At 61.9% G+C, this 24,694-nt stretch carries 21 protein-coding genes; 6 read left to right on the top strand and 15 right to left on the bottom strand.

Annotated features, from left to right (window positions below; translation table 11 throughout):
- Window positions 1-11: 11 nt before the first annotated feature.
- The 5 genes from ACA054_RS18810 to ACA054_RS18790 all read right to left on the bottom strand — a co-directional run bounded on the left by ACA054_RS18810 (window position 12) and on the right by ACA054_RS18790 (window position 5,943).
- Window positions 12-1,436 carry a gamma-aminobutyraldehyde dehydrogenase gene (locus tag ACA054_RS18810; RefSeq protein WP_497685601.1) on the bottom strand — a complete coding sequence of 475 codons (1,425 nt, stop codon included), beginning with the start codon at window positions 1,434-1,436 and terminating at the stop codon, window positions 12-14.
- A gap of 150 nt (window positions 1,437-1,586) precedes the next feature.
- Window positions 1,587-3,122 carry an APC family permease gene (locus ACA054_RS18805; protein ID WP_497685600.1) on the bottom strand — a complete coding sequence of 512 codons (1,536 nt, stop codon included), beginning with the start codon at window positions 3,120-3,122 and terminating at the stop codon, window positions 1,587-1,589.
- Between the two features lie 194 nt (window positions 3,123-3,316).
- Window positions 3,317-4,357: a heme-dependent oxidative N-demethylase family protein gene (locus ACA054_RS18800; RefSeq protein ID WP_497685599.1), complete on the bottom strand. Its 1,041-nt coding sequence runs from the start codon at window positions 4,355-4,357 to the stop codon at window positions 3,317-3,319.
- Between the two features lie 18 nt (window positions 4,358-4,375).
- Window positions 4,376-5,344, bottom strand: a complete 969-nt coding sequence (locus ACA054_RS18795) for a PDR/VanB family oxidoreductase (RefSeq protein WP_497685598.1) — start codon at window positions 5,342-5,344, stop codon at window positions 4,376-4,378.
- Window positions 5,341-5,943 carry a dimethylamine monooxygenase subunit DmmA family protein gene (locus tag ACA054_RS18790; protein WP_497685597.1) on the bottom strand — a complete coding sequence of 201 codons (603 nt, stop codon included), beginning with the start codon at window positions 5,941-5,943 and terminating at the stop codon, window positions 5,341-5,343. Before ACA054_RS18790 ends, ACA054_RS18795 begins: the two co-directional genes overlap by 4 nt.
- A gap of 1,095 nt (window positions 5,944-7,038) precedes the next feature.
- On the opposite strand from ACA054_RS18790, the gene ACA054_RS18785 reads away from it, so the two are divergent.
- Window positions 7,039-8,343 carry an IS4 family transposase gene (locus tag ACA054_RS18785; RefSeq protein ID WP_497690236.1) on the top strand — a complete coding sequence of 435 codons (1,305 nt, stop codon included), beginning with the start codon at window positions 7,039-7,041 and terminating at the stop codon, window positions 8,341-8,343.
- 77 nt (window positions 8,344-8,420) lie between these two features.
- Here ACA054_RS18785 and ACA054_RS18780 read toward each other — a convergent pair whose 3' ends face one another.
- The 8 genes from ACA054_RS18780 to ACA054_RS18745 all read right to left on the bottom strand — a co-directional run bounded on the left by ACA054_RS18780 (window position 8,421) and on the right by ACA054_RS18745 (window position 16,429).
- On the bottom strand, window positions 8,421-9,857 hold the full coding sequence (locus tag ACA054_RS18780) for a sigma-54 interaction domain-containing protein (RefSeq protein WP_497685596.1): 1,437 nt from the start codon (window positions 9,855-9,857) through the stop codon (window positions 8,421-8,423).
- Complete coding sequence (locus tag ACA054_RS18775; RefSeq protein WP_497685595.1) at window positions 9,854-10,984, bottom strand: PAS domain-containing protein; 1,131 nt, start codon at window positions 10,982-10,984, stop codon at window positions 9,854-9,856. The genes ACA054_RS18780 and ACA054_RS18775 overlap by 4 nt, the downstream gene beginning before the upstream one ends.
- A 629-nt stretch (window positions 10,985-11,613) precedes the next feature.
- Window positions 11,614-12,033 carry an organic hydroperoxide resistance protein gene (locus ACA054_RS18770; protein WP_497685594.1) on the bottom strand — a complete coding sequence of 140 codons (420 nt, stop codon included), beginning with the start codon at window positions 12,031-12,033 and terminating at the stop codon, window positions 11,614-11,616.
- A 153-nt stretch (window positions 12,034-12,186) separates the two neighbouring features.
- Window positions 12,187-12,954 carry a phosphonate ABC transporter, permease protein PhnE gene (phnE, locus tag ACA054_RS18765; RefSeq protein ID WP_497685593.1) on the bottom strand — a complete coding sequence of 256 codons (768 nt, stop codon included), beginning with the start codon at window positions 12,952-12,954 and terminating at the stop codon, window positions 12,187-12,189.
- Window positions 12,951-13,778, bottom strand: a complete 828-nt coding sequence (locus ACA054_RS18760; protein WP_497685592.1) for a PhnE/PtxC family ABC transporter permease — start codon at window positions 13,776-13,778, stop codon at window positions 12,951-12,953. Before ACA054_RS18760 ends, phnE begins: the two co-directional genes overlap by 4 nt.
- Entirely contained in the window at window positions 13,772-14,569 is a 798-nt protein-coding gene (locus tag ACA054_RS18755) for a phosphonate ABC transporter ATP-binding protein (protein WP_497685591.1), read from the bottom strand. Before ACA054_RS18755 ends, ACA054_RS18760 begins: the two co-directional genes overlap by 7 nt.
- Window positions 14,566-15,417: a putative selenate ABC transporter substrate-binding protein gene (locus tag ACA054_RS18750; RefSeq protein WP_497685590.1), complete on the bottom strand. Its 852-nt coding sequence runs from the start codon at window positions 15,415-15,417 to the stop codon at window positions 14,566-14,568. Before ACA054_RS18750 ends, ACA054_RS18755 begins: the two co-directional genes overlap by 4 nt.
- A 142-nt stretch (window positions 15,418-15,559) precedes the next feature.
- Window positions 15,560-16,429, bottom strand: a complete 870-nt coding sequence (locus tag ACA054_RS18745; RefSeq protein WP_497685589.1) for a LysR substrate-binding domain-containing protein — start codon at window positions 16,427-16,429, stop codon at window positions 15,560-15,562.
- A gap of 135 nt (window positions 16,430-16,564) precedes the next feature.
- On the opposite strand from ACA054_RS18745, the gene ACA054_RS18740 reads away from it, so the two are divergent.
- The 3 genes from ACA054_RS18740 to ACA054_RS18730 are packed head-to-tail and all read left to right on the top strand — an operon-like array spanning window position 16,565 to window position 19,635.
- Window positions 16,565-17,617 carry an agmatine deiminase family protein gene (locus ACA054_RS18740; protein ID WP_497685588.1) on the top strand — a complete coding sequence of 351 codons (1,053 nt, stop codon included), beginning with the start codon at window positions 16,565-16,567 and terminating at the stop codon, window positions 17,615-17,617.
- A 4-nt stretch (window positions 17,618-17,621) separates the two neighbouring features.
- Window positions 17,622-18,530: an N-carbamoylputrescine amidase gene (gene aguB, locus ACA054_RS18735; protein WP_497685587.1), complete on the top strand. Its 909-nt coding sequence runs from the start codon at window positions 17,622-17,624 to the stop codon at window positions 18,528-18,530.
- A gap of 1 nt (window position 18,531) precedes the next feature.
- Window positions 18,532-19,635, top strand: a complete 1,104-nt coding sequence (locus ACA054_RS18730; protein ID WP_497685586.1) for an extracellular solute-binding protein — start codon at window positions 18,532-18,534, stop codon at window positions 19,633-19,635.
- Window positions 19,636-19,676: 41 nt separating this feature from the next.
- Here the strand turns inward: ACA054_RS18730 and ahr are convergent, their stop codons facing one another.
- Window positions 19,677-20,708 (bottom strand): NADPH-dependent aldehyde reductase Ahr, encoded by a 1,032-nt coding sequence (gene ahr / locus ACA054_RS18725; RefSeq protein ID WP_497685585.1) that lies wholly within the window; start codon window positions 20,706-20,708, stop codon window positions 19,677-19,679.
- Window positions 20,709-21,795: 1,087 nt separating this feature from the next.
- Between ahr and ACA054_RS18720 the strand changes: the two genes are divergently transcribed.
- Window positions 21,796-22,245: a cupin domain-containing protein gene (locus ACA054_RS18720; RefSeq protein WP_497685584.1), complete on the top strand. Its 450-nt coding sequence runs from the start codon at window positions 21,796-21,798 to the stop codon at window positions 22,243-22,245.
- 6 nt (window positions 22,246-22,251) lie between these two features.
- Here the strand turns inward: ACA054_RS18720 and ACA054_RS18715 are convergent, their stop codons facing one another.
- Window positions 22,252-23,664 (bottom strand): MFS transporter, encoded by a 1,413-nt coding sequence (locus ACA054_RS18715; RefSeq protein ID WP_497685583.1) that lies wholly within the window; start codon window positions 23,662-23,664, stop codon window positions 22,252-22,254.
- Between the two features lie 134 nt (window positions 23,665-23,798).
- Here ACA054_RS18715 and ACA054_RS18710 point away from each other — a divergent pair, with 134 nt between their 5' ends.
- On the top strand, window positions 23,799-24,689 hold the full coding sequence (locus ACA054_RS18710) for a LysR family transcriptional regulator (protein ID WP_497685582.1): 891 nt from the start codon (window positions 23,799-23,801) through the stop codon (window positions 24,687-24,689).
- The last annotated feature ends 5 nt before the right edge of the window (window positions 24,690-24,694 follow it).

Genomic DNA, 24,694 nt, shown 5'->3' with positions numbered 1-24,694 from the left:
GTTTTTGCTTCTTAGTGTTTGAACATCACATGCCTTACAACGGTGTAATCCTCCAACCCATACATCGACATGTCCTTGCCATACCCGGACAGCTTCTGCCCGCCATGGGGCATTTCGCTGACCAGCATGAAGTGCGTATTCACCCAGGTGCAGCCGTACTGCAGGCGCGCCGACAGGCGATGGGCGCGGCCGACGTCGGCGGTCCACACCGATGACGCCAGGCCGTAGTCCGAATCGTTGGCCCAGCCCAGCACCTGCGCTTCATCGCTGAATTTGGTCACCGACACCACCGGCCCGAACACTTCACGACGCACGATCTCGTCGTCCTGCTGCGCGTCGGCCAGCACCGTTGGTTCGAAGAAGAAGCCATTGCCTTCAACAGCCTTGCCCCCGGTGACCAGGCGAATGTGCGGCTGCGCCACGGCGCGCTCGACGAAGCCGGCGACGCGGTCGCGGTGTTGCGCGGTGATCAGCGGGCCGAGTTCGGTCGATGGATCGTCCTGCAAGCCGTACTTGATGCTGCTGACGGCCGCACCGAGTTTCTCCACGAACTTGTCGTAGATCCCTTCCTGGGCATAGATGCGGCAGGCGGCGGTGCAGTCTTGCCCGGCATTGTAGAAACCGAAGGTGCGGATGCCGTCGACGGCGGCGTCGATGTCGGCGTCGTCGAAGATGATCGCCGGGGCCTTACCGCCCAGTTCCATGTGCATGCGTTTGACGCTGTCGGCGGTGCTGGAAATGATGTTCGAGCCGGTGGCGATCGAACCGGTCAGCGACACCATGCGCACTTTCGGGTGGGTGACCAGCGGGCTACCAACGGTAGGGCCGCGGCCGAATACCAGGTTGAGCACACCGGCCGGGAAGATTTCCGACGCCAGTTGCGCCAGGCGCAGGGCGGTCAACGGCGTTTGTTCCGACGGCTTGAGCACCACGGTATTACCGGCGGCCAGGGCCGGGGCGATTTTCCAGGCGACCATCATCAGCGGGTAGTTCCACGGCGCGATGGAGGCGATCACCCCCACCGGGTCGCGGCGGATCATCGAGGTGTGGCCGGGCAGGTATTCGCCACCGGCCGCGCCGCTCATGCAACGGCTGGCGCCGGCGAAGAAACGGAACACGTCGGCAATCGCCGGGATTTCGTCGTTGAGCGCGGCGCTGAAGGGCTTACCGCAGTTGTCCGATTCCAGCTTTGCCAGCTCTTCGCCATGGGCCTCGATGGCGTCGGCGAGTTTGAGCAGCAGCAGCGAGCGTTCTTTGGGCGGGGTCTGCGACCAGCTGTCGAACGCGGCATCGGCGGCACGCACGGCGGCATCGACCTGGGCTTCACTGGCTTCGTTGATTTCCACCAGCACGCGACCCAGCGCCGGGTTGAACACCGGTTGGGCGGGGCCTTCGCCGTCGAGCAGTTGGCCGTTGATCAAGAGTTGGGTTTGCATGGCATCGTCCTCTTCGAAGCTATTTATTTTTATCTGTAGAAACCGAACCCTGTAGGAGCTGCCGAAGGCTGCGATCTTTTGATTTTGCTTTTGAACATCAAGATCAAAAGATCGCAGCCTTCGGCAGCTCCTACAGGGGGATTGTTGTTATCAGATCGCTGATCTGTTTACCGAAGCACCGGAAACATCAGCACCCTTGGCCTGCGGTTTAGAAAACTTCCACGCATCCCCCGCCGGCGCTGTGCCTTTGTCGTAGGGCTTGCCCAGCAGCATGTAGACCAGGCCCGCACCCATCACCACCAGCGTGGTCAGGATCATCGAATAGTTGATGTACCAGGCAGCATCCGGCGAGCGCGGCCAGACCATGTTGACGATGGCGCACACGCCATAGATCAGTGCGGCGAGGTTCACCCACAGACCCCAGGCCCCGAGGGTAAACTGACCGTTCGGGCGCCAGCCCTTGGCGCGGGCGATCAGCGCGGCGACCACGATCAACTGGAAGGCGACGTAAATGCCGATCGCCGCGAAACCGACGATAGTGGCCACGGCATCCGCCATGAACATCCCCAGGCAGACAATCGCCGCTGGCACCAGGCCGCTGACCAACAACGCGAACGATGGCACATGGTTGGCCGACAGGCGCTTGAACAGCGAACTGCCGACGATCATCTCGTCCCGGGCATAGGCGAACAACAGGCGGCTGGCTGCCGCTTGCAAGCTCAGCACGCAGGAGATGAACGACACCATGACCACTGCCATTACCAGGCGCGAACCTACCGGGCCGAAGGCATTGGCGAGGATCGTGGCGACCGGGTCGGTGTCTTCACCGGCCAGCACTTTGGCCATGTCCGGCACCGAGAGAATCAACGCCAGGCACGCGAACATCGCTGCCGCGCCGCCGATGTAGATGGTCATGCGCATGGCCTTGGGAATGCGCTTGCCCGGGTTCGGGGTTTCTTCCGCGACATCGCCGCAGGCCTCGAAGCCGTAGTACTGGAACAGGCCAGCCAGGGATGCAGCGAGGAAGGCAGGCAGGTACGAGCCATTCACCTCAAGGTTGAAGGTGTCGAACAGCACGCTGATCGGCTGATGACGCTCGAAGATCAGCAGGTAGCCACCGACCAGGATCGCGCCGACCAGTTCGCAGAGAAAACCGAACATCGCCACCCGCGCCAGCAACTTGGTGCCCACCAGATTCAGTGCGGTGGACAGCAGGATGATCGCCAGGGCGATAACGATGTTGGCATCCGGGCCGGGATTGAAGCCGAGCATGATCGCCAGATAAGGCCCGGCACCCACCGCGACCCCGGCGATGGTTGCGCATAATGCCCAGGCATAGACCCAGCCCACCATCCACGCCCAGCGCTTGCCCACCAGACGACGGGCCCAAGGATAGACACCGCCGGAAATCGGGAACTGCGAAACCACTTCGCCAAAAATCAGGCAAACCAGCATTTGCCCGGCACCGATCAGCAGGTAGGACCAGAACATCGGCGGGCCGCCGGCGGCCAGGCACAAGCCGAACAGGGTATAGACCCCGACGACCGGCGACAGATAGGTAAAGCCCAGGGAAAAGTTCTCCCACAGGCTCATGCTGCGATTGAAATCCGAGCTGTAGCCGAGGGCGCGCAGTTGTTCGGCGTCCTGATCGGCGCTGCTTGCACGCGTGTTGGATGAGCCACTCATGTTATTTCCTCATTATCAATGGCAGTGGATTGCGGTGCTGGCGGGTTGGCCCGCCGTTGTTCCTGTGGAGCTTGTTGTTATCAGGTTGCCGCCGACCCAATGTGGGAGCGAGCCTGCTCGCGAAAGCGGCGTATCAGCCAACATCAATGTTGAAGGTGATGGCCCCTTCGCGAGCAGGCTCGCTCCCACAGGGTTCAGGCTTGTTTTTTCACTTCGTTGTCACGTCCGTCGTCGTACTGCGACAGCCACTCAACGGCAGCATCGCGATAACGGCTGAAGCCTTTGTAATCAACCAGTTGCTGATTAAGGTCACGCAGCACCCGATGCATGCGCCGCGCCCACGCCGGGTTGGTGGCGATGTCTTCGAGGCTGAGCAGGTAAGTGCGGATCGGAAAGACAATCGCGTTGCTGCGCGGCAGGCGGTGCAGCGGTTGCAGCTCGATGCGCAGGTACACCAGTTTGCCGGCGTTTTCGGCCGTCACGAGGGTCCGGTCCGGTGCCCATTCGGGCAGGCTTTCGGCCGAGACCTCAAGGCGCGGGTTGACCGTCAGCGACCAGTTCAGGCGACGCACCGGGTGGCCGGTGCGCAGGCGCAGGAGGAATTTCAGGGCGCGGTCGAGCATGCCGATTTCCTTTACCAGCGGCACCGGACCGTGGAATTCCTCCCAGCTCATGCCGAGGTTGAAGCGCAGCGAGTAGTCGGCGCGCTGAGTCGCGATCCCGGCGCCCCAATACAGCGTACCGTCGCGTTCTTCCTGCAATACCCAGTCGCCCTGGGCCTGGCGGGTCACGTATTCCATCGGCTCATACGGCAGGGTCGCCGGGTCGCCGAAGGTGAAGTGATCGTCGATGTCCAGCAGGCGGTTGGTCCAGTGCCATTGGCGGCCCTCACGGGACAGTGTGAAGTACTGCGGGTAGTCGCGGGCGTAGGACTCCATGATCAGTTCCAGCAGGTCCCACTGCGCCTCCATCATGTGCGGCGCCGAGACGTAATGCATGCCCGGGTCTTTCTCCAGGGTGATGGCGCGATCCCGGCATTCGCTGATGTAGTGCTCGTCGATATCGAACGCCGCCCGGAAGGCGCCGTCGCCGACCGAAACATGAGGCTCGAGGTTCATCGAGTACATGTAGTCGTCATCGGGGAACGGGAAGGGCGCGCGGGCGATGGTCTCTGGGCTGTTGGCGAAGGTGTAGTCGTCGCGGTAGGTTTCGTCGCGGTTGAATTTGATATTCATTGTTATGTCTTCCGTCGATCAGAGGTCGATGACCAGGCGATTGCATTTGGCGCGGGATACGCAGGGCATGATTTTCTTGCGGCTGGTCTTGTCTTCGTCCGACAGCCAGTCATCGCTGTGCAGCAGTTCGCCGTCGAGTTCCAGGACCTCGGTTTCGCAATGGCCACAGGCGCCGCCACGACACAGGTAAGGCATGCTGTAGCCTGCGGCCTCGACAGCTTCGAGCATGGTCTGGTCAGGCGAGACCTCGATGGTTGCGCCACTTCGACCGAGGGTGAAACTGAAGGCTTCGCCGCCGCTGCTTTGCTCGAGAAACCGCTCGAAGTGCACGTGGCTGTCGGTCCAGCCCAGCTCGCGGGCACACGCCAGGGTGGCGTCGATCATGCTGTCCGGGCCGCAGGCATAAACGTGACTGCCCAGCGGGCGATCGGCGAGAATCTGCCCGATGTCCATGCGTGTTTCGATGCCTTTGCGATACAGGTGGACCTGCTTGCCGTAGGTGTCCTGCAACTCTTTGCCGAGCTGTGCGTGTTCATCGCCGCGAACTGCGTAATGCAATTCGAAGGGCACCTTGCTCAGGCGCAACTCCTCCAGCTGGGAGATCACCGGTGTGATACCGACGCCACCGGCAATGAACAGGTGCAGGCGTGCCTGTTTGATCAGCGGAAACAGATTGACCGGTGGCGTGACCTCGATCAGGTCGCCTTCACGGACACTGTCGTGCAGCGCGATCGAACCACCGCGGCCGCTCTCGACCCGACGCACGGCGATCTGATAGCTGCTGGTGTCATAGGGCGAACTCAGCAGCGAGTAGGGGTTGCGCAGCGTATTGTTCGGGTTGGCGATGAGCACCACCACGTGGCTGCCACCGGAGAACGCCGGCAAGTGCGCGCCGCTCGGCGAGATCAGGGTGAAACGCCTGATTTCCGGGGTCACCTCTTCGATGCGAGCGACGCGCAGATTCAAAGTCCCATTGTTCTGGCTCATGTATCGAGCTCCTCGGCTGGGGGCAGTTCGCCCGGTACTTCGGCATCGGCCTTGACCGCCTGGAATGCCGCAAGGCGCCGGGAATAGTGGTCGCGCACCACCAGCGTCAGGCTGCAACCGGGGCAGTCGTAGACGCGTTGGGTCACGTTCTCTGTGTAGGTGTCGCAGTGCACGCACCAGACCCGGCGCACCAGCGTGCCGGAGTGCTCGCGAAGCACTTCGTCGCGATTGAGGTCGAAACGGGTGGCCACTTGCATGGCGCTGCCGAGGAAGCTTTCGGAACCGGCGAGGTAGAGGCGGGTACCCATCCTTGCATCGCCGAGCAGGTCATCGAGGGCGTCGATCAATGCCTGGTTGCTGGCGTACACGCGCAATTGGTGACCTGGGTGCTGCTGCAATTGGGCGAGGAAGTCCTGGCCGGAAAATGACTCCTGGGAGTACAGCAAGGTGACGGGCCGGTCCAGCCCGGCCATCTCGTCCAGCAAACGCAACATGGCGCGACCGCCGCTGCCTTGTCCGGCAATGATGTGCCGAATACCTCCCGGCAGAGGTTGCAACCGGTCGTAGACCGGCCGACTTTTGATCCCGGTGATCAACATTCTTATTATTCCTCCTGGCTATCGGCTCGACGGGTGAAACGTCGGCACAGATGCAAAGCCCAATGATGGTGGGTTGCAGATAGCAGGAGCACAGGTCGTGCCAAGTATTTAAGATGTTGATTTTAAAGGGATAAGTATTTTTTGAGAGGGAAAGTGTAAGCAGAAATAACAATGGTTGTAGGCGTTTTTGCAGCGTTTTTTGGAGGTCGCCGCATCTTAGCGAAGGCGGCCTGACAGCCGACCTGTTGTTTGTTGATGGAGTACATATCCATTGCTGCGGTAACGGCCACCTAGGGTTTCGCTCTTACAGCGAGTCACTTGGAAGAGCCCCAAGTAACCAAGGGCTCTTGCCCCTGGCGTTCGGCCCCTCGCTGAGGCTCGGGGTACCCTCGCTCCGGTCCTGCTCCGTGGGCCCGCCGCGATGGGCCATCCCTGGCCCAGCGCGGCTAAACCGGCATCCATGCCGGTTTACCCACTGCGCAGAACCTCCACTCGGCCTCTCGATGGGGCAAGAAAATCAAAAGCCAAAGCCAAAGCGAGGCGGCCTTAAAGCCGACCTGATTACTGGCTGATCCGCGATCCCCTGTGGGAGCGAGCCTGCTCGCGAAAAACGTCCAGACAACGCGTTCATCCAGACAGGGCGCGTTATCGTTGACGTCCATCGCGAGCAAGCTCGCTCCCACAGGGGATCAGGTACAGCCGTAAAAGTCAGGTCGGCTGTCAGGCCGCCTCGCTTTAGCTTTAGATTTGGACGCCCCGTTAAACCACGATGGCCGAACGCAGGCATTGCGCAGTGGGTAAACCGGCAGGACGCCGGTTTAGCCGCGCTGGGCCAGGGATGGCCCATCGCGGCGACCCACGGAGCAATGCCTTCGTTACGGCATGCCGAGCCACAGCGAGGCACCGAGTGGTGGGGCAAAGCCTTTTGCTTACTTTTCGCTGGGCCGGCATTCCGGCGTTTGGAAAAGTGAGTCGCCGTAAGGGCCACCCCTTTCAAGGTCTTTGTTAAAATCCTCCAAAAACTCCGGTCAGGAAGACGAGACGATGTGGGCAGAGGTTTTAGCGCGGTTCGAGAAAAAAACACCGGCCAGTGTCATGGCCAAATTGGTGTTGGAGCAGGCCATTCCAGCTGAGTGGGTCGATCAGGTGTTCGAAGAACACCGTCAACGGCAGTACCCGCGCGAGCTTTTGTTTTCGACCATCGTTGAGCTGATGTCCCTTGTTTCACTGGGGTTGCGCCCTTCGCTGCATGCCGCCGCACGGCAGATGGATGATCTGCCCGTCAGCTTGGCGGCGCTTTACGACAAGGTCAGCCGCACAGAGCCCGCGCTGCTGCGCGCCTTGGTGAGCGGCAGTGCGCAGCGCCTGACGCCGACGATTGAGGAGTTGGGCTGTTCTGCCATTTTGCCCGGCTGGCAACTGCGGGTCGTTGACGGTAACCACCTGCCTGCCAGTGAAAAACGTCTGGATGCTTTGCGCCGTGAACGAGGTGCCGCGCGGCCTGGTTTTTCGGTCGTGGTTTACGACCCTGATCTGGACCAGGTCGTCGACCTCCAGCCCTGTGAAGATGCTTATGCCAGTGAGCGTGTCGGTGTGCTGCCGTTGCTGGAAAACGCCCGTGCCGGCCAGTTGTGGATGGCCGATCGACTCTACTGCACGCTCCCGGTCATGGAGGCCTGTGAAGACGCCGGGGCTGCCTTCATTGTTCGTGAGCCGAGTAAACATCCGCGCCTGTTTCAGGAAGGCGACTGGCAGGAACCTGTCGCGGTCGCGACCGGAAGCGTGCGTGAGCAAATCATCGAAGTGAAAGGTGGACGTCAGTGGCGGCGTGTCGAGCTGAATCTGCAAAAAGCTACCGAATCAGGCGACACCACGTTGTTGTTCTGGAGCAACTTGCCCGAGACCATCAGCGCTGAGCAAATCGCCGATTTGTACCGTCGTCGCTGGAGTATCGAAGGGATGTTCCAGCGCCTGGAGTCGGTGCTGGACAGTGAACTCGGAACCTTGGGCAACCCCAAGGCGGCCCTGCTCGGGTTTGCTTCGGCGGTGTTGGCCTACAACGTGTTGTCAGTGCTTAAGCGCAGCGTTGAGCAGGCTCATCGCCAAACGCAGCCAGAGGGATGGGAGGCTTCGATCTTCCACCTGACCGTGCAAGTGCGTAGCGGTTATGAGGGCATGCAGATCGCGTTGCCTGCAGATTACTTATCACTTCAATCGAGCTCAGAAACTACGGCACAGCGCCTGTTGGCGCTGGCCAGGAATATCAAGCCCAAACAGGTCGCCAAAAGCACACGCGGGCCCAAGGTGCCCAAGCCCAAGGAGTGGCTTGAAGGTAAGGCAGTGCATGCCCATGTGTCGACGGATCGGGTGCTCAAGGCCGCAAAAGTCAAAAGACCTTGAAAGGGATGGCCGTAAGGGCGAAACCATAGGTGGCCGTTACCGCAGGAGTGGATATGTACGCCGACCACAACCTACAGTCAGTCGCGTTGCAGCTTGCGAATCAACGTCCCTATATCAATCCCCAGATGCTGCGCAGCCTTACGCTTGCTCCCACACAGATGCACTGCGCGCAAGATCACCTGCCGTTCAAAATGCTGAACCTGAAGCTTGAGATTCTGCTGCGGGTCTTCCGGCGTTTCATCCTGCACGACCGAGGGGGCCGGCTGTTCCCGGGAACGCACCGGTTCAAGCAGTTCGGCCGGCAGATGATGCTCCTGCGCCTCATCGTCAGCCAGCACCGCCAAGCGTTCGAAAATGTTCACCAGCTCGCGAATGTTGCCCGGGAAGTCATAGCTCATCAGGCGCTTGCGACACCCGGCGGACAGGCTCAGGGACGGTACGCGATCGCCATTGATGCGGCTCAGCAGGATGTCGATGAGAAACGGCAAGTCATCCCGGTGCTGGCGCAGCGGCGGAATTTCCACCGGTAGCACGGCGAGACGATAATAAAGGTCGGCGCGAAACTCACCCATGTCCACCAGATGACGCAAGTCCTTGTTGGTGGCGGCAATGACCTGTACCTGCACGGATTTGCTCAGGGGCGAACCGACCGACTGGATGGTGCTGTCTTCGAGAAATTTCAGCAGCTTGGCCTGTACGTGCAGCGGGATCTCACCGATTTCGTCGAGGAACAGCGTGCCGCCCGACGCCGCTTCGATGTAGCCTTGCTTGCCGCCTGCCAGGGCGCCGGTAAAGGCGCCGCGCTCGTAGCCGAACATCTCGGACTCGAACAGGCTCTCCGGGATGCTCCCGCAATTGACGTGGATGAACGGACGATCCCCCCAGCCGGCCGCGCGATGGATGTGCCGGGCGATGGCGGTCTTGCCGACCCCCGGCTCACCCAGCAACAACAGGCGCGCGCGCCGGCGGAAAGCCCGCACGCCGGTGTCGGCGATGCTCGACAGCTGCGGTGAAAGGTGCAGGGCGTTGTCCTGGGGGTCGCGCAGGCCTTGCGGTTCCAGCGGGCGGGTGTTGAGCGATGCCCGGCGCTGCGGCTGGGTGGCGTCGAAGTCTTTCTGGGTGAGCATCCTGAACGGTTTTTCGTAGGCACCGGTAGGGATCGCGTGGGTACTGCTGAGCAGCACCCGGCCTTCCCGGGAGCGGGTCAACGCACTGTTGCCACCGCGGTTCAACGCTGCCAGGAAGTCGTCGTAGTTCAACGCCGAGCGCTGGAAAAAATCACTTTCGGACAACCCCACGGCCTGCTGTTTTGACAGCCGGTTGACGCGTTCGGCGGCCAGGTTGATAAAGCGCAGCCGGCCTTCGCCGTCAGTGATGATCAGCGCTTCACTAAAGCTGTCGAGCAAGGCGTGCAAGGCGGGCGTTTCCAGCAGCGCGCCCAGTACTTCGCTGCTGACATTGACCGAGGAGCGCATGCCCATCTGCAAGGTGGGCGGCAGGTTGGTGTCTTTCATGGGTGCAACTCTTGGGGGCGGCGAACGCCCTGGCTTTCACGAAACACCGCCACGCGCCAGGCCACGCCTTCGCGAATCAGGATGCGCGAGCAATGCACATTGAAGTACAGGTCGCGCCCGCTAAGGTCCGGCAGGGGCAGGCTGTGCCAGGTGCGTTCGGGCAAGGCATTGTCCAGCAGCAAACGGGCGATACCGGCGCCGTGGGTGATGCCGAAGGTGTCCTCGAAGGCTGCGTTGCGCCATTGCGGTTGCAGGTGTTCATCGATCACCAGCACCGCGTCGGGCACGGCATCGAAGACTCGGCGCAAGGCATCGATGCGTTGCTCGGCATCGTGCTGCATGCGCAACTCCTGGCTGACATCACGAATGCTGCCCCACATGCGCAGCAGCTGGCCATTGACGATGGTGGCCCTGACGTCGTTTTCCACGTAGGCAGGCGAGCCATCGTGGCGGCGATCCACCGACAGTGCCCCATCGACATGGAACCCGGCCTCAATCAGGCGCCGCACGAACTCTTCGTTGGCCGGGCTGCGCGGCCAGTACAGGCGCACCGGTTGCTGGTTGAAATCGACATCCGACGGCATCTCGTACACCTCAGCCATGGCACGGTTGCACATGCGCCAATGGGAGTCGTTTTCGAACACCTGGCGGACGATTTCATCCGGGGAATGGTTGATGTCCACCGCCTCGGCGAACTCGATGCACCAGTAGGCGACCTTGGCGCTTTGCAGCATCTGGTTCATCACCTCATTGGCGTTGTGCATTTCCCGCAGCCGGTGCCCCAGCGTGCCCAGCGGAATCTTCAACAGGTGCAGGCGTGCCGGCTGCACGTCGCGCCATTGCAGCAAACCGCTGGCAATCACATGCAGCAGGCCGCCGTTGTGGCGAATCAGGGTCAGCTCCAGGCTATGGATCAGTTCGTCGGCGGGCGGGTTGGCAAACAGCGCCTGCACCGTGCGCAGTGACTCGACACTCAATACGCGTTCGATCGGCTGATTGAGCAGCTCTTCATGCGCATAGCCCAATTGATCGCTCAGGCTCAAGGACAGGCCGAGCAGTTGTCCGTCGGCGGCGACGGTACTGGTCAGGGGCTGGGTTTTGTTTACCAGCAAATTCAGGATATCCATCGGTGGATCGGCTCGATTCGGCTAATGGGACCTGGGCACACTGTGCCAGGGCATTCTGGTAAGGGCATATCGCATGCCAACTCAAAAGCCATTGAACAGGGGGCATACGTACGGCCATGACAACCGATTGCTGCGTTATTGCAGCACATTGGGCAAACCTGCAACACTTTATAATGGCGTTGCGCTGACATTGTAGGAGCCGGCTTGCTGGCGATAGCGCTTGTCAGATCGCCATCGCCAGCAAGCCGGCTCCTACAGGATGAAATCGATCTAAAAATATCGGCCCACACCCTGAGTGTTTTGCTACTCTGAAGTTGTAGGTGAAAACGCAGACTGATGCGCAAGCGGATAGCGAGGACGCGTGGGGCGCGCTCCGAAGGGTACACGGTTAGAAAGATCTCCGCGCTGAGATCCAGCCCTTATGCCGTGTGAAGCAGGGCAGCGTCTATAGCTGTTTCTGTGAGAGTCCTGATAAACCTCGTAAGCCAGAGACCAGCGCTGGCCACCTACTTGGCTCTTGAAGCCTACTTGTGCAGTTGGATATATACAGCTAGCCAAGATCAAATGCCCCGACTTCGGGGCATTTGTTTATCTGTCTGATTTACATCTAGATGTGTTCAATACCGGCGTTACACTAGGTTAATCGTGACGTCGATGTTGCCACGGGTTGCCTTGGAGTACGGGCAGGTCTGATGTGCAGCGTCCACCAGCGTCCTGGCCAGGACAGGGTCCAGGCCCGGCAGGCTGACATTCAGGCGCGCCTGAAGAAAGTAGGCGTTGCCGGTATTGCCCAGATCCACTTCGGTGGCAACGCTCACGTCAGCCGGCAAGCTCACCTTCAACGCAGCGGCGGCCTTGCCCATGGCGCCGATGAAGCAAGCCGACCAGCCCGCACACAGTAGCTGTTCCGGATTGGTGCCACTACCGGAAGAACCGGGCGGGGACAGCTTGATGTCAAGGCGGCCGTCGTCACTTCGCGACTCGCCTTGACGGCCGCCAGTCGTGACGGTCTTGCCGGTGTAAAGGACGGTTTCAATTTGATTAGTCATGCAAGGCTCCTGCTGAGGTTGGGGTGCTTCAGCCCTGGCTGAAGTGCGACCCGCCCACTGTTTCATCTCCATGTCATGGGAATGTGTCCTGACCCGACGGTTGTGTATCGTTGTGTACGTTCGCCAGCGATCAATACACATGGATACAAATTGTCAGGCCTTCACCCAACGCTGGCGACTCCAACTGCTCAGCGTGTCGACGGCAAATACCAATACCAGCATCGCGAGAATCACCGTGCTGGCTTGCGCTTCCTGAAACAGGCTGAGGCTGAGGTAAAGCATTTGCCCCAGGCCACCGGCGCCGACGAAACCGAGCACACTGGCCATGCGGATATTGTTTTCCCAGCGGTACAGGATGTAGGCCAGCAGCTGCGGAAACAGATTGGGCAGGGTGCCGTAGCAGAACGCCCCTATTGCATTACCCCCCTGCAGGCGGATCGCTTCGGCAGGTTCGGGTGGGGTGTTTTCCAGTGCTTCGGCAAACAGCCGGCCGAGCACGCCGGTGGTATGCAGCGCCAGGGCCAAGGTGCCGGCATTGGGGCCGAGCCCGGCGGCCAGGACCATCAGCACGGCCCACACCAGCTCCGGAATCGCGCGCAAGGCATTGAGCACCAGGCGCGACAAACCCTGCATCGGCCAGCCGAATCGACCGGCCGCCGGCAGCGCCAGCAGCAAGCCGAACACCGTCGCCAACAGGGTGCCCAGTGCCGACATGGCAATGGTTTCAAGCGCGCCGCGAGCAATGGCCTGCAAATGCCCCGTGCTCAGGTCCGGGCTGAGAAAACGCTGCACATAGGCACCCATCTGTTTCAGGTTGCCGCTGCCGCCCAGTTCACCGAGGTCGATACCCAGGTAGCGGAACGACGCGAACACCGCGGCGCCGATGCACAGCACCAGCAGCAGGTTGACCAGGCGCTTCATGCCAGCCTCCAGCGCAGCAGCCGGCTCAGTTGATCGGCGAGCAGCACCAGGACGAGGAAGGTCAGCAACAGGCTGGCCACTTCACCGCCGGCGAACATGCGCATCGACAGGTCGATTTGCTGGCCCAGGCCACCGGCCCCGACGAAGCCCATCACCACCGAAGCGCGAATCGCGCATTCCCAACGGTACACCGTGTACGACAACAGCTCCGCCGCGACATTGGGCAGGATCCCGTAGCAGAACGCCGCGAGCCGACCGCTGCCGGCTTGCAGCAGCGCGTGGGCGGGGCGCTGGTCGACCGACTCGAAAATTTCCGCGTAGACCTTGCCCAGCATACCGCTGTAGGTAATGGCGATGGCCAGGACCCCGGCCGTCGGACCGAGGCCGACGGCGCGCACGAACAGCAGGGCCCAGACGATTTCCGGCACGCTACGTAGGAAAATCAGCACGCCGCGCACCGGCCAGCGCAGCAGTTGCCCCCAATGACTCGGGCGACCGGCCCGGGACGCTGCCGACAGTGAAAGTGCGCGGCTGGCCAGCAGGCTGGCGGGGATCGCCAGGAGCAGCGCCAGGGCCATGCCGGCCGTGGCGATGGCCAGGGTCTGCAAGGTCGCTTGCCACAACAGCTGGAGGAATTCTGCGCCATGGGCGGGCGGCCAGAAGGTCGCGACAAAGCGGCCCATCTCGCTCTGGCTGTCACTGGCCAGCAACACACTCAGGTCCAGTTCGCTGAAGCGCATGCCGGGCCATAACAGGGCAATTGCCAGCAGGCTGAGCAGCAGGCGTGGCCGGGTGGCGGGATCACGGGTGTCACGGCTCAGCATCGGGGAATCTGCACGCTCAAAGGGGGGGCCGGGGCTGGCGAGGGCTGCAACTGTTCGTTGGCGTAGAGGGCGTCGAGTTGCTCGCGGTCGACGGCGCTGGCCGGCAGGTCGAAGAGGATCTGGCCGTCACGCAAGCCGATGATCCGCGAGAAGTGCGCCAGCGCCAGTTCCACCGCGTGCAGGCTGGCGACCAGGGTGACGGCGTGCGCCCGCGCATGCTGGCAGAGGACCTTGAGCGTGTGGCCGGCCAGCACCGGGTCCATCGCCGACACCGGTTCATCGGCCAGTAATACCTCGGGTGCCTGATACAACACCCGGGCGATGCCCACGCGTTGCAGCTGACCGCCGGACAATTGCTGGCACTGGGCGAAGAGCTTGTCCTGCAGGTCCAGCCTGGCCAATGCCGCGCGAGCCCCCGGAACATCCAGCGGGTGCACCAGGTTCAACAGGCTCTTGCCCAACCCCCATTGACCGATTTTTCCCGCCAGCACCGCGGTGATCACCCGCTGGCGGGGTGGCAGGGGCGGCGCTTGATGCACCAGGCCGATGCGCGCGCGCAGGCGTTGGCGCTGGCGGGCCGACAGGTGCCAGGGGTGTGCACCCAGCACCTGCAACTCGCCGTTGCCAGGGCGCAGGCCGGTGGCGAGGACGTTGAGCAGGCTCGACTTGCCCGCGCCGGACGGGCCGATGATGGCGACCTGTTCACCGGCTTCGATGTGCAAGTCCAGGCCGCGCAGCGCCTGTACGCCATTGGCGTGGGTGAGGCTGACCCGGGTCAGGTGCAAGGTCATTTGAGCAGGTCGGCGGCGCGTGCGGCTTCCTCGATGCCCTTGTAGTTTTCAGGCTTGGTCTCGATGAAGCGGCTGGCGGCCTGCAAGTCCAGGATCGCTTTCTGCTCAGGGTTTGCTGGATCGAGCGCCAGGAAGGCGGCCTTGATCTTCGCCGCCAGCGCCGGGTCGAGGGTGCCGCGCACGGTCCAGTTGTAGTCGTAGTAGGCCGGCGTGGTGGCAAATACCTTGACCTTGCTGGTGTCGACCTTGCCGGCCTTGACCAGTTTTTCCCAGACGCTGGCATTCAGGACACCGGCGTCGACCTTGCCAGCCTGGACCCAGGCAACGGTGGCGTCATGGGCGCCGGAATAGCCTACGCGGCTGAAAAAGGTTTCCGGCTTGATGCCGTCCTGGAGCATGAAATAGCGCGGCATCAAGCTACCAGACGTCGAGGACACCGAGCCGAAGGCGAAGGTCTTGCCCTTGAGGTCGGCGAGGGATTTGACGTTCGGGTCGGCGGTGATGAACTTGCTGGTGAACTGGGCATCCTGTTCGCGCTGCACCAACGGAATGGCATTACCGGTTTTCAGCCGAGCCTGGACGAAGGTGAAACCACCCAGCCAGGCCATGTCGATCCGGTCGGTGGCCAGTGCCTCGACCACGGCCGGGTAGTCGCTGACAGGCACGAACTCGACCTTCATGCCCAATTGCTGTTCCAGGTAAGTGCCCAGGGGCTGGAACTTGCGTAGCAGTTCGGTGGGGGCTTCATCCGGAATGGCGCTGACCTTCAGGGTGTCGGCAGCCTGCGCCAGTAGGGTGGATAGCGACAGGGTCAAGCCGACAGCCAATGCCAGGGTGCGTTTGAGCATGAAAGTTCTCCGGTTCATGAGCGCAAATATTTCCAGGTGCCTGGCACGCATGGGTAGCGGCCAGGCGCCTTTTGAGGGTAGACGAAGTGCGGCGATGTAGGAGCCAGGCTTGCCGGCGAACCAGGCGACACGGTGAGTCAGGCTACCCGAATTCCGGGCTTTGGGCTTGCAGATGGCACATCAACCAATCGCTGAAGCTTCGTGCACTGTTCTCACTGTCACGATGGGTCAGCAGGGCCCAGTTCGGCCCGCGGATGGTTTGTTCCACCAGCGGTTGCAACAAGCCGTTGGCACAGGCTTGCCGGCTCAGCAACTGGCTGACCAGCGCAATGCCGAGCCCCGCGCAAGCGGCATCCAGCAAGAGCCCGGGATCGGAGAAGTTCATCCCCTGATCCTGCTGGCCGACATCAATGCCGGCTTCCACCGCCCAGTGACTCCAGTCCATTTCCCGCTCGCCGTGAAGGGTTGTGCGCTGTTCGTAAGGCAGGGTCAACACGCTTGGGTGACAAGCCGGAAAGAGGCGGTCGGCGTGCAGCACCCTGAAGCTGCACTCAGCCTGGGAACTGATGTCGTCGCGCAGTGCCAGGTCGATGGTCTGGGAGGCCATGTCCGGGACTTCGTCGGTGCTGAAAATCCACAGATCGACCTCCGGGTGCTGCTGACGAAAATCTCCCAGGCGTGGCAGCAGCCAGTGACGGGCGAACGCTGGTGTGGTGTTGAGCACTAGCTGGTTGGGTTTCTGGTACTGCCCGAGGCGACGAATGCCGACCGCCAGTTGCTGCAGCAGCGCCTGGGTGGTGCTGAGCAGGTCATGACCGGCATCGGTCAGGCTGACGCTGCGTCCACTACGGAAAAACAAGGGTTGCTCAAGGTACGCCTCAAGGCTGCGGATCTGCTGACTGATGGCTGACTGGGTGAGGTGCAATTCGTCGGCAGCCTTGTGGAAACTGCCCAGCCGGGCAGCCGCCTCGAAGCCGCGCAGGGTGCTGAGCGGCGGCCAGTGCTTGAGCATATCGATAAGTTCCTCTAATCAGTTGTACGCAAAATCCATCGTTTGTTGCGCCGTTTTTACGGCCGTAGCATGCATGACAGGATCACCAAGGTGGTTTTGATTGAAAACAATAACTTAACTGAAAGGGTTTTTGTCATGCAGCAGAACGAATTTTTCAACACCGGTTGGATGATGCCCGCAGAGTGGGTCAGGCACGCCGCGACCTGGATGGTCTGGCCGCACAACAAGGCACTCTGGGAGTCGGGTTGGGGCGTCACGCTGCCACTGGTTCAGGAAGACTTCGCTCGCGTTGCCAATGCCATTGCCCGTTTCGAGCCCGTAAAAATGGTCGTCGACCCGTCGGGTTTGGCCAGTGCCAAGGGCCTGTGTGGTCCCAACATCGAATTGATCGAACTGGCGGTGAACGACAGTTGGTGCCGCGACTCCGGCCCGAGCTTCGTTTGCCATCCGCAACAGGGCCTGGCAGGCGTGAGCTGGCGTTTCAACGCCTGGGGCGGCAAGTCGGCCCATGAGCTGGACGAAAGCCTGGCACGCCGCGCACTCAATCACCTGGGGCTGCCGTGCTTCGGCACACCCCTGAGCAACGAAGGCGGTGCCATTCATGTCGACGGCGAGGGCACGCTGATCACCACCGAGTCGGTCTTGCTCAACCGCAATCGCAACCCGGGCATGAACAAGGCTGAGATGGAGGAGATCTTTGCCCGTCTGCTGGGCGTGAAAAAGACCATCTGGTTGCCAGGCGATCCGGACCATGTCACCGGTGACATGACTGACGGCCATGTCGATGGCGTGTGCGCATTTGCCCGTCCTGGCGTGCTGCTGGTGGACGCCACCCACGACCGGCAGTCGGTGTATGCCGAGGTGGCCCGCGAGAACCGCCGTGCCCTGGAGCTGGCAACCGATGCGCGAGGGCGCAGGTTCGAATTGATCGAACTGTATGAGGCCAGTGAGGCGGTGGACACCGAGGCAGAAGTGTTCTGTGCCTCCTACACCAACTTCTACATCGCCAACGGCGCCATCATCATGCCGGCCTATGGCATCGAAGCTGACGACGCGGCGGCCGAAGTGTTGGCGCAGGCATTCCCCGGACGCGAGGTGGTGCCGGTGCGCATCAACCACCTGGCCCATGGCGGCGGCGGTGTGCATTGCATCACCCAGCAACAGCCCGCCTGGCCGGTGGAGGGTTGATGCCATGACCCTGTTAACCGTCGCCACGACCCAGATGCCTTGCACCTGGGACCTGCAACACAATCTTGATCAGGCCGAGCAACGGGTGCGCGAGGCGGCAGCCCAGGGCGCCCAGGTCATCCTGCTGCAGGAGCTGTTTGCCACGCCGTATTTCTGCATCGAGCAACATCACCAGCATTTGCTATTGGCCGAAGAGTTTCGCGACAGTGCGGTACTCAAGCGCTTTGCCGCCCTGGCCAGGGAACTGGGTGTGGTATTGCCGCTGAGCTGGTTCGAGAAGGCGGGCAATGCCTTCTTCAACTCCTTGAGCGTCGCCGATGCCGATGGCCGTTTGCTGGGCGTGTATCGCAAAACCCACATTCCCAACGCCATCGGCTATCAGGAGAAGGAATACTTCAGCCCCGGCGACACCGGTTTTCGCGTCTGGGACACGGCGTTCGGGCGCATCGGCGTGGGGATCTGCTGGGACCAGTGGTTCCCCGAGACGGCGCGCTGCCTGGCATTGATGGGCGCTGAGGTCCTGTTGTTCCCCACCGCCATCGGCTCTGAACCTGGTTGTGCAGCGCTGGATTCGCGCGACCACTGGCAGATGACCATGCGCGGTCACGCCGCGGCGAATCTGGTGCCGGTGGTGGCGGCCAATCGTATTGGCCGGGAAGCGGCGACCACCGATCCGGCCCTGCAGATGAGCTTCTACGGCTCGTCCTTCATCTGCAACCACAAGGGCAAATTGCTCGCCGAGGCCGACCGCGACAGCACGGGAGTGCTCGTGCAAAGCCTGGATCTTGCGGCCATGCGCGAAGAGCGACTGAGCTGGGGGATCTACCGCGACCGCCGTCCGGAGATGTACGGGGCATTGTTGAGCCAGGACGGTCGCCAGATCAACGCACGCTGGAACATTCAAGGAGCCTGATATGCACGCTTCCCATAAACGCCTGCTCAGTGCCTTGGGGTTTTCATTGTGCTGCGTCTTGCCGTCGCTGCACGCCGAGGAGAAAACCCTGCGGCTGTACAACTGGGCTGACTACTTTGCCGAGGACACCCTGAGCCGCTTCACCGCCGAAACCGGGATCAAGGTGATCTACGACGTCATGGATGGTAGTGAAACGCTGGAGGCCAAGATGCTCGCTGGCGGCAGTGGCTATGACCTGATCTTCCCCGGCGACACCGTGGCCGAACGCCTGGTGCGCGCAGGCAGCCTGCAGCCGTTGGACCGCACAAAACTCACGGAGCTGGCCGACATCGAACCAGGCCTGCAGAAACTGCGCACACAATACGAACACGCAAGCCAAGCCACCGTCCCTTACACCTGGGGCACAATCGGCCTGACCTATAATGCCGAGCAAATCAGGCAGCGCATGCCGGATGCACCGGTCAACAGTTTGGACATGCTGTTCAAGCCCGAACTGGCCGCGCGGTTTGCCGATTGCGGCATCTCGGTGATCGACTCTCCCGACGAAGTACTGGCGGTGGTGCTCAACTATCTGGGCCGGGAGCCGCGCAGTGCCAAACCGCAAGACCTGCAGGCAGCGAGCCAATTGCTGCTCAAGCTGCGGCCGTACATTCGCAAATTCCAGTCGCAGCCGGTGACCGACCTGGTCAATGGCAACCTGTGCCTGTCACTCGGTTACAGCGGCGATATGACACAGGCACAACGAACAGCTGACTCCGCCGGCAAAAAATCCATGTTCCAGTACCGCATTCCCCTTGAAGGCACTACGGTCTGGATGGACACCATGGCCATTCCGGTCGATGCCAGACATCCGAAGTATGCCTATGCGTTCATCAACTTCGTCATGCGCCCGCAGAACATGGCCGCCATCAGCAACTTCACCGGCTATCCCACTTCCAACGCCAAGGCGCGACCGGACGTCGATGCGAGCATGCGCAACAATCCCGATATCTACATCGACGAGGCCACGTATGCACGGCTGATTCCCGGCAGGGATATCCCCCAGGCGGATATGCGAGCGCGCATGCGCACCTGGACCAAATTCAAGACAGCCACCGCTCAATAACTTCAGATAAGGCGCATCGGGATGACCCGATGCGCCTTGCGTCATTTGCTGGCATCGAGCACGACGCGGTAACGCGCCTTGCCACTGCGCAAGTGATCGATGGCCTCATTGATTTGGCTCATGGGAAACATCTCGACCTGCGGCAGGATCTGATGGCGGGCGCAGAACTCGAGCATGGTCGCGGTGTTGCTCGGCGAACCGACCGGCGAGGCGGACAGGCTCTTCTGTTGGGGGATCAGGTCAAACACATGCACCGGAATGGCGCCCGGCACGATGCCGACAAAATGCAGGCGTCCTTTACCGCGCAGGGTGGCCAGCATCGCCGGCCAGTCGAGGTCGGCATTGGCGGTGACCAGGAGAAAATCCAGGGTGCCGGCGATGCCTTTCAGCGCATTACTGTCGGTCGAGGCGACAACATTGTGTGCGCCCAAGCGCCTGGCTTCGTCCTGTTTGCTTAGCGATGACGTGAAGGCAGTGACTTCACAGCCCCAGGCGTTGAGAAAGCGCAGCGCCAGATGACCGAGGCCGCCGATGCCTACCACACCGACACGGTCCGTGGGCTTTATGGCGAATTCCAGCAGCGGGTTGAACACCGTGGAGCCTGCGCAGAACAGCGGTCCGGCCATCGCCGGATCAAGGCCATCGGGTATCGCCAGGGCCCAGGCCCAGTGCGAACGCAATCGATCGGCGAAGCCGCCGTTGCTGCCAATGATGGTCGGCTGGGCGGTGCGGCACAGATTGTGCGAGCCTTCGATGCACGAGGAACAATGCATGCAACTGCCCTTGTACCAACCAATGCCCACCCGTTGTCCCACTTCGAGACCACGTACCTGTGCACCCGCCCGCACAATGCGGCCGACCACCTCGTGACCGGGGATGAAAGGGTAGTGGCTGATGCCCCAATCGTTATCGATCAATGACTGGTCGGAATGGCAAACGCCGCAGTACTCCACGGCGACTTCCACTTCTTCTTGCCCCAGCGGGCCGGGATTATAGCTGTAGCGCTCCAGCGGCGCGCCGGCCGCGGTGGCGGCCCAGCCAGTAAAGGTGGTGAGTTCGGTGCTATCGCTCATGGTGTACCTCCAGATTTAGGGTCAGGGGCTGCGCACAATCATTGTAGGAGCCAGGCTTGCCGGCGAAGGCGTCCTGACGGCCGGCTATTCTCTTTCAGGTGTACATATCCATTGCTGCGGTAACGGCCACTTATGGTTTCGCTTTTACAGCGAGTCACTTGGAAGCACGGAACGCCGCCCGGCCTGTAGGAGCGAGCATGCTCGCGATGGTCGTCAACGATGACGAGGGCTATCTGAATACCCGTGTTGTTCTGGCGTTTTTCGCGAGCATGCTCGCTCCTACAGGGCCCGCCGCGATGGGCCATCCTTGGCTCAGCGCGGCTAAACCGGCATCCATGCCGGTTTACCCACTGCGCAGAACCTCCACTCGGCCTCTCGATGTGGCAAGAAAATCAAAAGCCAAAGCAAAGCGAGGCGGCCTGACAGCCGACCTGATCGGGAGCCGTACGCGTTCACCCTGTAGGAGCCAGGCTTGCCGGCGAATAACGATAACGCGGTACAACAGATACACCGCAGCGCCTAGTTCGCCGGCAAGTCGGATCGCCGCACCGCTGGCTCCTACAGGGGATTGGGGGTATCTGTAAAAATCAGGTCGGCTTTAAGGCCGCCTCGCTTTGGCTTTAGATTTGGGCGCCCCGTTAAACCACGATGGCTGAACGCAGGCATTGCGCAGTGGGGAAACCGGCAGGACGCCGGTTTAGCCGCGCTGGGCCAGGGATGGCCCATCGCGGCGACCCACGGAGCAATGCCGGAGAGAGGGCATGCCGAGCCACAGCGAGGCACCGAGTGGTGGGGCAAAGCCTTTTGCTTACTTTTCGCTGGGCCGGCATTCCGGCGTTTGGAAAAGTGAGTCGCCGTAAGGGCGAAACCCTAAGTGGCCGTTACCGCAGCAATGGATCTACACCCCCCCCAGTTCCCGATCATCCGCAAGGAGTCGGGATGAGTGCGTATCGAAACGTATCCGCCGTTCACAAAGCTACAGTCGCATACAAAAACCGGGGTGACGGGACACGCAGGCGATACACGGCAAGCGCGAAATGCAACCGCTGCATAACGGCTTTTACCTTGCCCACACTGGAGAATCACCATGTCCCGAACCCCCACCCGCTACTCGGCAGGCCTGCTCGGCGTTGCCCTCGTCACTGCGACACTCAGTGCTTTCACCGGCCTTGCTCAAGCCGAGGAGGCTGGCCAGCCGCCGGCAAAAAACTGGCAGACCGGTCTCAAGCGTACGGACCTGGTGCGCCGCGACCTCGACGTCGCCGGGCGCGAAGTCATCCAGGTGCGCGTTGATTTCGATCCGGGCGTGGTCTCGCCGAAACACTCGCACCCCGGGGTAGAAGTGGCCTACGTCATCGACGGCACCTTCGAATATCAACTCGAAGGGCAACCGACCGTTACGCTCAAGGCCGGTGACTCCTTGTACATCCCGGCCGGCACCGCCCACGTGGCCAAGAACGTCGGCCAGGACAAGGCGTCGGAACTGGCGACCTACATCGTCAAGAAAGACACGCCGCTGGTGAAGCTGGAGCAGTAACCGCCTCTACCGCGCGTCAGCCTGCCTGCGCCACGCGATCAGGCAGGCGACGACGATCAGCCCCAGCGCCACCAAAAAAGTCATGCGCATGCCGCTGGCAATGGCCTGCGGCTGCGCGGTGCCGATGTCGACCGCCTTTGATGCCTGGGCGAACACGGCGCCCAACGCCGAAGCCCCGGTGACCAGCCCCAGGTTGCGCGACAGGTTGAGCAGGCCGGACACTACGCCGCGTTGATCCGGCTGCACGTCGAGCATGACGGCGGTATTGTTGGCGGTCTGGAACACGGCATACCCCAGGGTGACCACGACCATTGGCGCGATGTAGCCGCCGACGCCGAACGTTTCGGGCACGACCGACAACATCAAGCAGCCGAGCGCCATGGCCAGGAGCCCGGCGAGGGTCATGCCAGGGGCACCGTAACGGTCGACGATGCGCCCGGCGGGCACGCCGGTCAGCGCGGCGACCAGCGGCCCGACCGACAACACCAGGCCGATCTCGACAACCGTCAACCGCAGCGTCTGCGACAGGTAGAATGGCCCGACCACCAGCGTCGCCATCATCACGGTCGTCACCAGCAGACTCATGGCAAGGCTGCCACTGAGTCGGGTATCGCGGAACATGGCGAGGCGCACCAGCGGTGCCGCGACTCGCGCTTCGACCCTCACAAACAGCCCGAGTCCCAGGCAGGCTGCCAGCAGCAGGGCGATATTCGGCAGCCCGAAGTGACCGCGTCCAAGGGTCATGGCCAGGGCATAGGCGGCAAGGCTCAGGGCCAGTAATAGCGTGCCCAGCGGATCGAAACCCACACGCCCGGTTTTCACCTGGCGATCTTCGGGCAAGTAGCGTTGCGCGAGCAGCCATGTCAACAGGCCCAGGGGCACGCTGATGAGAAAAATCGAGCGCCAGCCGAAACCGCCGATGAGCACACCCCCGAGCGCCGGGCCCATCGCGGTGCCAATGGCAGACATTGTCCCCAGCAGACCCATCGCGCCACCGGTCTTGCCCTTGGCCACCGTCTCACCGACAAACGCCATGGTCAGCGCCATCATGACCGCCGCGCCCAGGCCTTGCAGCGCTCTGGCAGCGATCAGCAGGTCGAGGTTGGGCGCCAGGCCGCACAGTGCCGACGCCAGGGTGAACAGGGCAATCCCGGACAACAGCAGGCGGCGCCGACCGACAAGGTCACCGACGCGGCCGACGCTGACGATCAAGGTGGTAATGGCCAGCAGGTAGGCGATGACGACCCACTGCACCTGTTGAAAGGACGCGCTGAATGCCTGCGCCAAGGATGGCAACCCAACGTTGGCGATGCTGGTGCCGAGCGAAGACAACAACATCGCCAACGATAGGCTGGCCAGCGCCCCTTTCACCGACGGCATCTGTTGAGCAACTGCCGCGACTGCAGAACCGTCATTCATGGTGTTCCTCTTTTCTGGCCACTCCCGATTGGAGCTATCAGAAATCTACGCTCGGGCCTAACATGGCGGAAGGCGCACTGGTTGCAGTTAATACGTGCATATAACGCCATGTAAGCCGACTCATGGGGCCATGCATGTCCACACCCGATCTCAACCTGCTGATCACCCTTGATGCGCTGCTGGCAGAAGGCAGTGTCGCCCGCGCCGCCAAGCGCCTGCGCTTGAGTCCATCGGCGATGAGCAGAGCGCTGGCGCGACTGCGCGAAACCACCGGCGATCCGCTGCTGGTCAGGGCCGGCCGTGGCCTGGTGCCAACGCCGCGCGCGCTGGAGTTGCGGGAGCGGGTCGGTCAGCTTGTGCTGGAGGCTGAAGCAGTGCTGCGCCCGGCCGAGCAACCCGACCTCATGCGCGTGTTGCGCACATTCACCTTGCGCACCAGCGAAGGCTTTGTCGAAAACTTCGGCGCCATGCTGATCGCCCGCGTCGCCGAACAAGCGCCGGACATACGCCTGCGCTTCGTGCACAAGCCCGACAAGGACAGCACTGCACTGCGCGACGGCACGGTCGATCTGGAAACGGGGGTGGTGGGCAAGGCCGCGAGCCCGGAACTGCGAACCCAGGGGTTGTTCCGCGATCGATTCATCGGCGTGGTGCGCGCGGGGCATCCGCTGTGCGACGGTGAGATAACGCCCGAACGTTTTGCGGCGCACAGTCACATAAGCGTGTCACGGCGGGGACTGGGAAAGGGGTCGATCGATGAAGCCCTGGAGTCGCTCGGTCTGCAGCGATACATCGCGATCATGGTCGCCGGTTTCTCGACCGCACTGGCAGTTGCCCGATCGAGCGATCTGATTGCTTGTGTGCCCGAGCGGCATACCGCCAATCTGCGCTGGGGCATGCACAGCTTTGCACTGCCGCTGTCCCTGCCTGAATTTACCGTTGCCATGCTTTGGCACCCGCGGCTGGATGCCGACCCGGTGCATCGCTGGCTGCGTGGTTGCCTTCGGGAAGTTTGTGCGCAATAAGCCTC

It is taken from the genome of Pseudomonas sp. LBUM1653 (genome assembly GCF_059716115.1).
This window is presented reverse-complemented; position numbering and strand designations above follow the sequence as displayed.